We start from the raw sequence: 12810 nt of genomic DNA, 5'->3' as shown, positions 1-12810 counted from the left end.
CAACATGAGTTGATAAGAATTATCCGGTATTAGCTCCGGTTTCCCGAAGTTATCCCAGTCTTACAGGCAGGTTGCCCACGTGTTACTCACCCGTCCGCCGCTAACTTTTGGGAGCAAGCTCCCGCAAGTTCGCTCGACTTGCATGTATTAGGCACGCCGCCAGCGTTCGTCCTGAGCCAGGATCAAACTCTCCAATAAAGTGTTTGAATAGCTCATTTGCACTATGTTGTGCTTTTTTAATGTTACATATAGTAACAGAATTAACGTTGACGTTTGTTGTTCAGTTTTCAAAGAGCAATTATAATTATCGCCAAAAACGACTTTTATAATGTATCATTTCTGGTAAAAATAGTCAACTGCTTATTTAAAGTTTTTTATTATTAATCTTTTTTTAGCAACGACTTTTGTTATTATAGTCTACTCTTTTCATAAAGTCAATCATTTTTTAACACAAAAGAAACCAGTCTTATACAATTAAACTGGTTTCACTTCTTATATAATCCACATATCTATTGCTACTAGAGCAAATAAGCCAGGTATCCCTAATATTCCAGACACAGCAGAAGTAACTAAATTAATTGGTACGTGAATCCCAAACTGGTTGCCGATAATATTAAGGAAAAATAAAAATAGTGCACCGATAATTAGTTTTACCACTCCTTGGCTGATTAGTCGAATGGGTTTAAATGAACTACCAGCAAAAAGTAACAAAAAAATAATTAGTCCTAATATAGCAATAACGACAATAGGTTCCAAATCTAAACTCCCTTCCAGTCATTTGTACTATTTTTATGAATAGCTTGTACAAAATAGACCAAAAAGGCATTATTTTTTGAAACATAATTCAGTTACTTAACGCAGGTGAATACCTATTAATTAAGATGAGATTTCAGCATGCTAATTTTCCGCTTTTTTGCCTCACGCAATAGAAAAAAATACTTTGCTTTCATAACTTCTGTTTGAATCTCCATTTCACCAAAAGGATCGATGCTTTTTTCAAATAGGCTTTTTTGACGATCCCAGTCTTCCTTGGCTTGTCTTACTTGTTCTACAAGTTGTTCACCAAATTCCACCCTCAATTTCCCTTTTCTTCGAAAAAACATCTCTCGATCCTCCTTAGCTATAATTCTCTTCTTCCTTCCAATGCCTTTGATAAAGTCACTTCATCGGCATATTCAAGATCTCCACCAACTGGTAAACCATGAGCTATTCTTGTTGTCTTGATCCCTGAAGGCTTAATTAATCTCGAGATATACATTGCAGTTGCTTCCCCTTCAATATTCGGGTTTGTTGCAAGTATGACCTCTTGAACGGTTTCATCTTGCAATCTTTTTAAAAGAGATGGAATATTAATATCCTCGGGTCCAATTCCATCCATTGGCGAGATTGCTCCATTTAAGACATGATAGAGACCATTGAACTCCTTCATTTTTTCCATTGCAATTACATCTTTCGGATCCTGGACAACGCAGATAACACCTCTGTTTCTCCTTTGGTCCTCACATATATAACATGGATCCTGATCGGTGATATGCCCGCAAATGGAACAATATGTCAAATTTCTTTTTGCATTTACTAGTGCCTTAGCAAAGTCTAAAACGGTGTCTTCTTTCATATTTAGAACAAAAAAAGCCAGACGAACAGCCGTTTTCGGGCCGATTCCTGGCAATTTCATAAAACTGTCAATCAGTTTCGATATTGGTTCAGGATAATGCATGTTTATTCCCTCTTCCCTAGAACATCCCTGGAAGATTCATTCCCTTTGTGAATTTCCCCATTGTCTGTTCTGTTATTTCATCAACCTTTTTCAAAGCTTCATTCGTTGCAGCTAGCACTAAATCTTGAAGCATTTCTATATCTTCAGGGTCAACAACTTCTTCTTTTATAATGACGTCCACTACTTCCTTATGGCCTGTTACTACAACAGTTACCATGCCGCCACCAGCTGTGCCTTCAATTTTTTGTTCTCCCAGATCTTCTTGGGCTTTCGCCATATCCTTTTGCATCTTTTGCATTTGCTTCATCATCTTTTGCATGTTTCCCATGCCACCCATATTACCCATTCCACGCGCCATAATTCCTATACCTCCAAATATTATTATTTACTATTATTATTATTCTTTTTAACAAGAATTTTGTCCTTCTAAATGTACCATAAATGGCTAAACGATTTACAATGAGAATCGTTATTCGTTAACTTCGATTAAATCATCTCCAAACAACTTTCTTGCCTCGGAAATGATGGGGTCCTCTTCAGTATCTCCTATTTCACTACCTTCATGATGGTTCCGTTGGCTTTTGAGAAATTCCTCCCGTATGTTAAGCCATTGTTCTTCGGGTACACCGATCACGTTAAGTGGATGTCCAATAAAGCCCGAAAGAATCGAAGAGATGGTATTTGTGAAGGTTATATTCTCCATTGCCATTTGACAGTGAATTTCGTATTTAAATTTAACTATTAGCGCCTGATTTGAAGCCGCTGCTGGTTCCGCCTCTTTTAATAAAGCTGCCTGTGACTTCATCTGTTGAACATTAAGTTGCTCGATCATTTCCGCCCAATGTCTTTTTATGTCCATTAAATCTTGTTTAGTTGCATGCTTAAGAATTTCATTGATCTTTCCAACTGGAGCCTGAAATCCATTTTTTGACGGACGATGCACCCTTTTTTGAACAGGAGCAGCTTGTTCTTCCGTCCTAACGGCAACACCATGTTTTTTTAATTCATGAAGTTCTTGTTCCAATTGATTGATTTTCTGAACTAACCCGTCGATGTCCCCGTGTTGAGTGTTTGATCGAGAGGTTGACTCTAAGTGACATAACTTCACTATTGCGACCTCTAACAACACTCTAGGATGGTTTGTCCATCGCATTTCTTGCTGTGTCTTATTTAATTCAGCAATAAGTTGATAAATCTCTTCATGACTCATATCAGAGGCTAGAGACTTAAATTCATCGTCAAGCATAACTCGCTCTAGAGACTCTTCTAAGTTTGGTGCGGACTTATATAATAACATATCACGGAAAAACAAAATAAAGTCTTCTATAAATCTTGATGGATCTTTTCCTTGAAAAAGAAGCTCTTCTAATGCATCAAGGCCACTTACAACGTCCTGATTCTTAATTGCCTCTGCAAGATTAAGTAAAAATATCTGTGAAACAGCGCCTGTTACAGTTAACGCATCGTCAACAGATACTTGATCCCTACCAAATGAAATCGCTTGGTCAAGAAGACTTAAAGCGTCACGCATTCCGCCATCAGCTGCTCTAGCTATGACCTTAAGAGCATTTTCTTCATAAGCAACCCCTGTTTCCTTTGCGATAAGCTCCATCCTTTTTACAATGGACATTGCGGTGATTCGCTTAAAATCAAAACGTTGACAACGTGATAAGATCGTAAGGGGGATTTTATGAGGCTCAGTCGTAGCCAATATAAAAATAACATGTCTAGGTGGCTCTTCTAATGTTTTTAAAAGAGCATTAAAAGCACCAATGGACAACATATGTACTTCGTCAATAATATAAACCTTATATTTAACAGATGTAGGAGCATATTTTACCTTATCACGAATATCACGAATTTCCTCAACGCCATTATTAGAAGCTGCGTCAATTTCAATGACATCAGGAATCGACCCGTCTGTTATCCCTCTGCATGCATCACATTCATTGCAAGGTTCTTCAATCGGAGCCCTTTCACAGTTAACGGCCTTTGCTAATATCTTTGCTGCACTCGTTTTCCCTGTACCTCGTGGACCAGAGAACAAATAGGCATGCGAGATTTTGTCATGAAGTAGGGCGTTTTGCAAGGTTTGAGTAACGTGCTCTTGTCCTACAACATCAATAAAATTTTGTGGACGCCATACCCGATATAATGCTTGATAACTCAATTGAACGCCCCCTCCTACAAATTAGTTGGCCAGTGGTTAGTTGGTTAGTTTTTTTGTTTTTTTCTAACCGACTTTCGGCTAACCAACTAGCAACTTTTCCTTTATTATAACCGATCTATTTTCTATTTTCCAAAAAGGTAGATAGAATATCATCCTACATAAGTATACTATGGATCTCCCTTATTACTAGAGTTTTTCTACTGAAATATAGCCTTGTCGATCATTCAAGCAAAATAAAAAAACCCACCGAAGACGATGGGTTTTGTTATGGTTAAATTTAACTGCCGTGCACCTTCCGTTGAATGGCTCCCATAAGCGTTACTTAAGCAGTTAGCTCGGCCCAGGCTACCCTACGGCACATGAGAAACACCACTTAATGCTGCTTCCTTCCGGACCTGACATGGTTCGTGAGTTCCCATTGCGCAGGACCCAGGCGTCAACACCACTTACTTAAGGCAGACCCTACAGGATACCACCCTCGGGAAGGGATTCAGCCTCGCTAGAGCGGATTGCGAGTACAGGGCACCGCTACCTCCCCGCCTAGCACGGCAAAATTGATACCAATATTAAGGCGTCTTATCTGACGCATGATTTAGTATACTAATTTTCTCTGTAAAAAGCAATGCTTATCCTTTGTTAATTTCTGTGTTGTTTAGTAGGGACTCCCGTTTTAACCGTTTCTCTTCCTTCTTTCGTTCACGTACATTACGGAAAAATTCGGTTAACAAACGGCCACACTCCTCCGCTAGAATCCCTGATACTACTTCACTTTGATGATTAAACCGCTCATCTTCAAGCAAATTCATAAAGGTCCCTGCACAACCACCTTTAGGATCATGTGCACCATACACGACTCGATCAATACGGGATAATAAGATTGCCCCCGAACACATGGCACAAGGCTCTAACGTCACATAAAGAGTAGTACCCTCTAACCGCCAAGATCCCTCCTCTTGACATGCTTGCTGAATGGCCAGTAATTCAGCATGGGATACAGCGTTTTGTGTCGTTTCACGCAAATTATGTGCTCTAGCAATAATCTCACCGTTTGAGACAATGACTGCTCCAATGGGAACCTCCATTTGCTCTCCTGCCTTTTTAGCTTCTTCTATTGCTTCTAACATAAAGTACTCATCAAGATTTTTATTAACCATTGGAATTGGAATCCTTCCTTTACCCCAACAAATTTATTGGGAAAATTATATCATGATTTCCTATATTAATCATAAATTTAGTAATGATGTACGAATCGTTATGACTTATTTTATTTACTGACCAGTCCATCTTACTGGAGGGAAAAGTATGCAGATCCATATCGTTAGTCAGAATCAAACATTAGCAACCATTGCACAGGCTTATGGGACGACAGCCGCTGATTTAATTGAGGCGAATGAAATAGAAAACCCTAATCAAATTGTCATCGGGCAAGCTTTAGTTATACCAATTGTCGGCCGTTTTTACTGGGTACAACCTGGTGACAGTCTCTGGGGGATTGCCAATCGATTTCAAACAACCTTTCAAGAGTTAGCTGCGATCAATCAAATTCCTGTTACACAACCGCTTACGATTGGTACTCGTTTATATATCCCGCCCCAGCCAAAAACTAATCGGGAATTTAATGCTTATGTAGAACCTCGGGGTACGACTGTATCACCCGTATTGGAGGAAAGCGCAAGGGATGCCGCTCCATATTTAACTTATTTAGCTCCTTTCAGCTTTCAAGCCTTAAGAGATGGGTCTTTAAAAGAACCATTACTAAATAACTTTCCAGCGATTGCTGAAGCCAATAATAATGTATTAATGATGGTCATAACCAATCAAGAAAATGATGCATTTAGTGATGAATTGGGGAGAATCTTGTTAAATGATATGTCAATTCAAGACCGCTTTCTTAACAACATTGTCACTACTGCACAACGATACGGCTTCCGGGATATCCATTTTGATTTTGAATATTTACGCCCGGCGGATCGTGAAGCATATAACCAATTTTTAAGAAAAGCAAAAGCACGCTTCAATCAATTTGGATGGTTACTTTCAACTGCCCTTGCTCCGAAAACAAGAGCCGATCAGCCCGGACGTTGGTATGAAGCCCACGATTACCGGGCACACGGGGAAATTGTTGACTTTGTTGTGATCATGACTTATGAGTGGGGTTACAGTGGTGGACCGGCTCAGGCAGTATCTCCAATAGGACCTGTTCGCGATGTGTTAGAGTATGCCCTTACAGAGATGCCAGCATCAAAAGTTATGATGGGTCAAAATTTATATGGATATGATTGGACCCTCCCTTTTGTCCAAGGAACGATTGCCCGAGCCGTTAGCCCTCAACAAGCCATTGCCTTAGCGGCGGAAAATAATGTGGCCATTCAATATGATGTGAGAGCACAGGCTCCTTTTTATCGGTATAGAGATAATGAAGGAAAAGAACATGAAGTATGGTTTGAAGATGCCCGTTCCATTCAAGCAAAGTTTGATTTGATGAAAGAGCTTGGCATACGAGGAATGAGTTATTGGAAACTCGGGCTCTCCTTCCCGCAAAACTGGCTGCTGATTACGGAGAACTTCAATGTTGTGAAGAGATAGACCTGTTATATTTTCTACAAAAAAAGAAAATCGCTGTCTCAGACAACGATTCTCCAATTTATGCGCGTTGATTTTTAATGTTTAATGGCGGAGGAAGAGGGATTCGAACCCCCGCGCGGTTTAACCCGCCTGTCGGTTTTCAAGACCGATCCCTTCAGCCGGACTTGGGTATTCCTCCGTATTAGACAAAAATTAATATAACATTTACAATTCCACCTGTCAAATAGAATTCTGGACGAAAAAAGTTTCGTCCAGAATTTGTTTATCAGATCATAGCAACCCTTTTATCCCTTATTAATTACTTCACGATTTCTCATGTACGGACGTAAAACCTCTGGTATGATAACTGATCCATCTTCTTGCTGGTAATTCTCTAAGATAGCAGCAACAGTTCTTCCTAGAGCTAATCCAGAACCATTTAGTGTATGAACATGTTCTGGCTTTGCTTTTGGTTCACGTCGGAAACGGATATTTGCACGGCGGGCTTGGAAAGACTCAAAATTACTGCAAGAAGAAATCTCACGATACGTGTCATAACTTGGCATCCAAACTTCAATATCGTACTTTTTCGCTGCTGTAAAACCAAGATCCCCTGTACACATGCTCATAACGCGATATGGCAGCTTTAATAATTGCAGAACTTTCTCGGCATGACCTGTAAGAATTTCTAGTTGTTCATAAGACTCTTCAGGCTTAACAAACTTTACTAGTTCCACTTTGTTGAATTGATGTTGGCGGATTAATCCTCTTGTATCTCTTCCAGCAGATCCCGCTTCTGAACGGAAACAAGCGCTAAATGCTGCATAACTAAGCGGTAAATTTTCCCCATTTAGAATTTCATCACGATGGTAGTTCGTAACAGGTACTTCTGCTGTTGGGATCAAAAAGTAGTCCTCCTGTTCAACTAAAAATGCATCCTCTTCAAACTTTGGCAGTTGTCCAGTTCCGGTTAAACTTGCACGGTTGACCAAATATGGAGGTAACATCTCTAAGTAGCCGTGGTCCTCTGTATGAAGATCAAGCATGAAGTTAATTAATGCTCTTTCTAGTTTTGCTCCCAAATCTTTGTAAAAAACAAAGCGGCTGCCTGTTACTTTACCCGCACGTTCAAAGTCAAGAATATCTAATTCATCCGCAATATCCCAGTGTGGTTTCGCCTCAAAGCCAAATTGTGGTTTTTCCCCCCATGTACGAACTTGTACATTATCGTCTTCAGTTTCACCGATGGGAACACTTTCATGAGGTATATTCGGAATTCCTAATAGGATTTTCTCCAGCTCTTCTTCTACTGTTCTTAACTTATCATCCAGTACTTTTATATCATCGCCAACCTTACGCATTTCTTGGATGAGGTGATCTGCATCCTTCTTATCTCGTTTTAACTGTGAAACTTGTTCAGACACTTCATTTTTTCTGCTTTTCAACTTTTCAGATTCAACAATCAGTTCACGTCTCGTAACATCCAATTCTTCAAAATGATCAAGCTCAGATAAATCTTCCCCTCTGTGTTGTAACTTTGCCTTTACTTCTGCTAAATTGGCGCGTAGAAATTTAATATCAAGCATTGAAAATACCTCCTCGAATTAGTTATAAATTTAGACAAATAAAAAACTCCCGTCCCTAAAAAAGGGACGAGAGCTACCCGCGTTGCCACCCTAGTTGAAGACATAGTTTGTCCTCCACCTTCATACGTTAACGGTTTAAACCGAAAGTATTTACTCACCCAAGGCTTTCCATACTTTACTCAAGGACGGATTCACAAATGTTATTCACCAGTTTCCACCAACCACTGGTTCTCTATAGAATAAGGGATTTGCTACTATTTCCTCTCATTGCTTTTGCTTATTTTAATAAAATCATTAATATATATATTTCCATTTTACAACAGATTTAACCCAAAAATCCATTAAAATCAGTAAATAGAATATTTTAAATAAAGGCCTGGTAAAAACAGTGATAATATTTCTTAAATAACCTTTTTATTTTAAAATCATTTTTGCGATTATCCTAGTGATAATAACTGCAGTTTTTTTTATGTACGTAGGAAACTTCTGTGGTCTCATGTGCGATGACAGAAAGTTTATAGTTTTTCTGGACTTTATTACTATTCTCGACCCTATAACATTAATTTTTACTTATTTCCGGTTTTTTGCCGATATGTTTATAGGGATTAAACGTGGGTAAAATATATGTAAGGTCACCTGTTTCAACGAACGACTAAAAAAATAGAGTCCCCCTGTTTAGGAGACTCTATCCCTATATAATTAAAACCAACCTTTAACTGTTGAGGAAACACTTCCCCAGATATCGCCAAAGAATCCACCAATCGCACGCATACTAAGTACAAACCAGTTAGCCTTTTCGACACTTTCTGCAGCGACTACATCAACAGTAATAGATTTAATCCCATCCTTCGAAAGAAACTCAATCTCACTTCCATCTTTCGGCTTTACCGTCAATGTTCCAACCTTATCACCTTTCTTAATTGGAGCAGTCAGTTGTCCCTCATCATTTAGTTTCTTTTTATCAAGCGTTAAAACAGTTTCAAAGTCTTCCTCTTTCCCTTTTTTCATCATTAGGGAAATGGCATCCTTTGTTTCAATTTTTATTTGATCTTCTTTTCCTTTAGTAACAGGTAGAGTCTCTTTTCCCTTTATCTTCCCGTTTTCCGGGTGGACTTCTTGTTTTGTGAAACTACCAAAGGCATAATCTAATAACTTTTTCGTTTCTGCAAAACGTTCTTCTTTTGAACTAGTTTTCATGACTACTGAAATAAATCTTTTTCCATCCCGCTCAGCTGTCGCTGTGAATCCATCGCCAGCAAATTCAGTGGAACCTGTTTTAAGTCCATCAACACCTGGATATGCATAAACAAGTGTTGGCAACATCCAGTTAAAGTTTTTATACTCTCTACCATCTCTAAACTTTAAAACTGGAACACTTGCTGTATCCAAGACCTCTGGATAATCTTTTAGCAAATAGTAGGCTAGTTTGGCAGTAGCCCTTGCAGACATTACGTTTTCCTCATCAGGACCTCCAGCAGGATGATTCCCCATTAGACTGCTGTTGTTTAACCCAGTTGAGTTCACAAACTTATAATCCTCTAAACCGAGTTCTTCTGCTTTTTCGTTCATCTTCGTCACGAAATTCTTTTCGGTTCCTGCTACAAGTTCAGCTAAGGCAACCGATGCAGCATTTGCTGAAAAAATTGCCATTGCTTCATATAGCTCTTTAACCGTATATTCCTCACCCTGTGTTAATCCAATATTAGAGAGTCCAGGAGCTCCTGATAGTTTATGAACATACTCATTGATCATAACCTTTTGATCCCACGTGATTTTCTCTTCCTCAATGGCTTCTAATACTAAATACTCTGTCATCATTTTTGCCATAGAAGCGACACCAAGGACGACATTCGCATTTTTCTCGTATAAAATAGCCCCGGTCTCTGCATCTACTAAAATAGCAGCTTCAGCCTTTAGTCCTAGTGGATCATTTTCCTCTGCATTCGTTTTGTTTGGGAAAAATGAAAACGATGCCGATACAAAAACAAACAGCACCGTGATCCATAATGCTAGTTTCTTAAACCAATTCAATGAACCATACCTCCAACTATTAATCTATGTTTTTTATTATATTTTCTTGAAATTCATGCATCTTTTTCAAATACTTGTACAGTTTAACATAATTGGTAGAAAAAAAATAGACAGAGAATAGTCCCTCTGTCTATTGAAAAAATAGGAAAATATCTATATCGGTTTGATTATTTGCTTTTTATGATAATGAGTAGTTTGGAGCCTCTTTCGTAATTTGCACATCATGTGGATGACTTTCTATTAGTCCTGCACCTGTCATACGGATAAACTGCGTATTTTCACGAAGTGCTTCCAAATCTGCTGCCCCTACATAACCCATACCTGAGCGAATGCCTCCAACCAATTGGTAAACTGTATCCGCTAGTGGTCCTTTATATGGCAAACGACCTTCAATTCCCTCTGGAACATACTTTTTATTTTCTTCCTGGAAGTAACGGTCACTTGAACCTTTTTCCATTGCTGAAACAGATCCCATTCCACGATAAACTTTAAAACGACGTCCTTGGAAGATTTCTGTTTCTCCAGGGCTTTCAGAAACACCAGCAAGTAGACTCCCTAACATTACAGCATGTCCACCAGCAGCTAGCGCTTTAACAATATCCCCTGAGTATTTAATTCCGCCATCGGCAATGATCGTCTTCCCTAATTTTCTAGCCTCATTTGCACAATCATAAATTGCTGTAATTTGTGGTACACCAACGCCTGCTACTACCCTTGTTGTACAAATCGAACCTGGTCCAATACCAACTTTGACAATGTCAGCACCTGCTTCAAACAAGGCTTTTGTTGCCTCACCTGTCGCCACGTTTCCTGCCACAATCGCAAGATCGGGATATTGTTTACGAACATTCTTAACTGTTTCGATTACCCCTTTAGAGTGTCCATGGGCGGTATCAATCACAATTAGGTCAACCCCTGCAGCTGTAAGATGTTCAAGACGCATATCCGTATCTTGTGAAACACCTACTGCCGCTCCGACTAACAATCGTCCTTGTTCATCTTTTGCTGAGTTTGGAAACTCAATAACTTTTTCAATATCCTTAATCGTAATTAAACCTTTTAGGACACCTTCTGAATCGACGAGTGGGAGCTTTTCAATTTTATATTGCTGTAGAATTTTCTCAGCCTCTTCTAAGGTCGTTCCAACTGAAGCCGTTACAAGATTGTCCTTTGTCATTACATCTGCAATTTGAATGGAATAGTCTTGGATAAAACGTAAATCACGGTTTGTAAGAATACCAACAAGTTTGCGTTCTTCCATATTGTTAACAATTGGTACACCGGAAATTCGGTATTTACCCATTAAATGATCGGCTTCAAAGATTTGTTTTTCAGGTGTTAGAAAAAATGGATTCGTAATAACGCCGCTTTCCGATCTTTTTACCCTGTCTACCATTTCCGCTTGTTTGTCAGGCGTAAGATTTTTATGAATAATACCAATCCCACCTTGACGAGCCATAGCAATTGCCATTTCTGCTTCTGTTACAGTATCCATACCAGCACTAATAATTGGTATGTTCAATTTAATTTTATCTGTTAACTTCACAGATAGATTTACATCACGAGGAAGTACTTCCGACTTAGCTGGAATGAGTAAAACATCATCAAATGTTAACCCTTCCTTTTCAAATTTATTCTCCCACATAAAAAGACCTCCTAGACTGAAAAATATTATTAGTAGGTTATCAATTGGACAAAATACTGTCAAGACTACAAAATTTAATTTAAGTTTTGTGAATATTTGGGGGTTTTCAGGTTGATTCATTCATATAAAGACTTTTATTCATTTTCACCTTATTTCTCGGCTGCAGATACGCATGCATATTTAAAGAATTGTTATAAAGACTTTGAACTAGCAGATCAAAAAAGTTATGAAAACTGCTATCCCTTTATATATTATTTAGAACATGCGAAAATTTATTACGAGCAAGCCGAACAATCTCCATTATTAATTCAACCAATTTTACTTTTCTATGGATTTATTCATTTAATTAAGGCTTGCCTTCTTACAAAGGATCCAAACTATCCAGAAAATACCACTGTTTTGGCACATGGAGTCACAACCCGTAAAAGAAAAAAACAACAGTATGAATTTTTGAAGGACGAAGTTAAGTTCCAAAAAAATGGCCTATTTTCCTGTATGCTTGAAAAGATGTATAACCTTAAAAATATAGAAGGCGATAAAGTTACCATGATTGAATTATTCAAGCAAATTCCAGAATTAAATAATCTTTTTAATAGACTGAAAAAGGGAAGCACATTTATTGATATTACATATCATCAGCAGTCATTCGCTATTCCGAAAGAAGTCCTTGACTGTTTCCATATGACTGAACAACGATTTATTGACTACTTACAACTTAAATCATCGAATCAGTTGTCTTATATAGAAAATACGTCAGACTGTCTACTATTTGAGAAAGGCAGACATTCCAAGGATCTGACACCATTGAAATATAATTTCGTTGAGCAACAATATTGTATTCCTGTTTCCAAAAATGAGTTTTTTACCTTTCCGGAAATGGTCTCACACTATTTATTGCTCTTCAATTTAAGTATGATTGCTCGTTATGAGACAGAATGGTGGAGTGAACTATTAAAAACCATGCCAAATGAAGATTATCCTTTTATCGTTCAATTTTTGAAAACTACTTCACAAAAAGGACCCTTTTTAGCCTATCAATATTTAGCTAACAATATGGATTAACTTGCCAGCGGGAAATAATTATCACTCATTATAA

11 protein-coding genes, 1 tRNA gene, 1 rRNA gene, 1 other RNA gene and 1 other annotated feature (1 of these 15 cut by a window edge) are annotated in these 12810 nt (G+C 38.3%); of the genes, 2 read left to right on the top strand and 12 right to left on the bottom strand.

Going from position 1 to position 12810, the window contains the following annotated elements; translation table 11 throughout:
* The 8 genes from R4Z10_RS00135 to tadA all read right to left on the bottom strand — a co-directional run.
* A 16S ribosomal RNA gene (locus R4Z10_RS00135) occupies nucleotides 1-198 on the bottom strand; it reaches 1353 nt to the left of the window's first position.
* Nucleotides 199-492: 294 nt separating this feature from the next.
* Nucleotides 493-756, bottom strand: coding sequence for a pro-sigmaK processing inhibitor BofA family protein (locus R4Z10_RS00130; protein ID WP_338471250.1), 264 nt, complete (start codon nucleotides 754-756; stop codon nucleotides 493-495).
* A gap of 116 nt (nucleotides 757-872) precedes the next feature.
* Nucleotides 873-1103, bottom strand: coding sequence for a YaaL family protein (locus tag R4Z10_RS00125; protein ID WP_338471249.1), 231 nt, complete (start codon nucleotides 1101-1103; stop codon nucleotides 873-875).
* 17 nt (nucleotides 1104-1120) lie between these two features.
* Nucleotides 1121-1717 (bottom strand): recombination mediator RecR, encoded by a 597-nt coding sequence (gene recR / locus R4Z10_RS00120; protein ID WP_338471248.1) that lies wholly within the window; start codon nucleotides 1715-1717, stop codon nucleotides 1121-1123.
* Between the two features lie 16 nt (nucleotides 1718-1733).
* Complete coding sequence (locus R4Z10_RS00115; protein ID WP_338473127.1) at nucleotides 1734-2054, bottom strand: YbaB/EbfC family nucleoid-associated protein; 321 nt, start codon at nucleotides 2052-2054, stop codon at nucleotides 1734-1736.
* A 132-nt stretch (nucleotides 2055-2186) separates the two neighbouring features.
* Complete coding sequence (gene dnaX, locus R4Z10_RS00110; protein ID WP_338471247.1) at nucleotides 2187-3887, bottom strand: DNA polymerase III subunit gamma/tau; 1701 nt, start codon at nucleotides 3885-3887, stop codon at nucleotides 2187-2189.
* 284 nt (nucleotides 3888-4171) lie between these two features.
* Nucleotides 4172-4436, bottom strand: an RNA gene (gene ffs / locus R4Z10_RS00105) — signal recognition particle sRNA large type.
* Nucleotides 4437-4513: 77 nt separating this feature from the next.
* On the bottom strand, nucleotides 4514-5041 hold the full coding sequence (tadA, locus tag R4Z10_RS00100; RefSeq protein ID WP_338471246.1) for a tRNA adenosine(34) deaminase TadA: 528 nt from the start codon (nucleotides 5039-5041) through the stop codon (nucleotides 4514-4516).
* A gap of 148 nt (nucleotides 5042-5189) precedes the next feature.
* On the opposite strand from tadA, the gene R4Z10_RS00095 reads away from it, so the two are divergent.
* Nucleotides 5190-6473, top strand: coding sequence for a glycoside hydrolase family 18 protein (locus R4Z10_RS00095; RefSeq protein ID WP_338471245.1), 1284 nt, complete (start codon nucleotides 5190-5192; stop codon nucleotides 6471-6473).
* 85 nt (nucleotides 6474-6558) lie between these two features.
* On the opposite strand, the gene R4Z10_RS00090 is transcribed toward R4Z10_RS00095, so the two are convergent.
* From R4Z10_RS00090 to guaB, 4 genes are all read right to left on the bottom strand, one after another.
* Nucleotides 6559-6651, bottom strand: a tRNA-Ser gene (locus tag R4Z10_RS00090).
* Between the two features lie 106 nt (nucleotides 6652-6757).
* Nucleotides 6758-8038, bottom strand: a complete 1281-nt coding sequence (serS, locus tag R4Z10_RS00085; RefSeq protein WP_338471244.1) for a serine--tRNA ligase — start codon at nucleotides 8036-8038, stop codon at nucleotides 6758-6760.
* A gap of 59 nt (nucleotides 8039-8097) precedes the next feature.
* Nucleotides 8098-8315 (bottom strand) — a binding site (T-box leader).
* 422 nt (nucleotides 8316-8737) lie between these two features.
* Nucleotides 8738-10069, bottom strand: a complete 1332-nt coding sequence (locus R4Z10_RS00080; protein WP_338471243.1) for a D-alanyl-D-alanine carboxypeptidase family protein — start codon at nucleotides 10067-10069, stop codon at nucleotides 8738-8740.
* A 178-nt stretch (nucleotides 10070-10247) separates the two neighbouring features.
* Entirely contained in the window at nucleotides 10248-11714 is a 1467-nt protein-coding gene (guaB, locus tag R4Z10_RS00075) for an IMP dehydrogenase (protein ID WP_338471242.1), read from the bottom strand.
* Between the two features lie 111 nt (nucleotides 11715-11825).
* Here guaB and R4Z10_RS00070 point away from each other — a divergent pair, with 111 nt between their 5' ends.
* The gene (locus R4Z10_RS00070) at nucleotides 11826-12776 is read left to right on the top strand and encodes a YaaC family protein (protein WP_338471241.1); all 951 of its coding nucleotides are present in this window, start codon (nucleotides 11826-11828) and stop codon (nucleotides 12774-12776) included.
* Nucleotides 12777-12810 lie beyond the last annotated feature (34 nt).

It is taken from the genome of Niallia sp. XMNu-256 (assembly GCF_036670015.1).
In the GTDB taxonomy this organism is placed as follows: domain Bacteria; phylum Bacillota; class Bacilli; order Bacillales; family Cytobacillaceae; genus Bacillus_BD.
This window is presented reverse-complemented; position numbering and strand designations above follow the sequence as displayed.

Excerpts from the sequence above, each read along its gene's own strand:
- R4Z10_RS00125 (WP_338471249.1), bottom strand. The coding sequence starts at position 1,103 with ATGTTTTTTCGAAGAAAAGGGAAATTGAGGGTGGAATTTGGTGAACAA.
- recR (WP_338471248.1), bottom strand. The coding sequence starts at position 1,717 with ATGCATTATCCTGAACCAATATCGAAACTGATTGACAGTTTTATGAAA.
- R4Z10_RS00115 (WP_338473127.1), bottom strand. The coding sequence starts at position 2,054 with ATGGGTGGCATGGGAAACATGCAAAAGATGATGAAGCAAATGCAAAAG.
- tadA (WP_338471246.1), bottom strand. The coding sequence starts at position 5,041 with ATGGTTAATAAAAATCTTGATGAGTACTTTATGTTAGAAGCAATAGAA.
- R4Z10_RS00095 (WP_338471245.1), top strand. The coding sequence starts at position 5,190 with ATGCAGATCCATATCGTTAGTCAGAATCAAACATTAGCAACCATTGCA.
- serS (WP_338471244.1), bottom strand. The coding sequence starts at position 8,038 with ATGCTTGATATTAAATTTCTACGCGCCAATTTAGCAGAAGTAAAGGCA.
- guaB (WP_338471242.1), bottom strand. The coding sequence starts at position 11,714 with ATGTGGGAGAATAAATTTGAAAAGGAAGGGTTAACATTTGATGATGTT.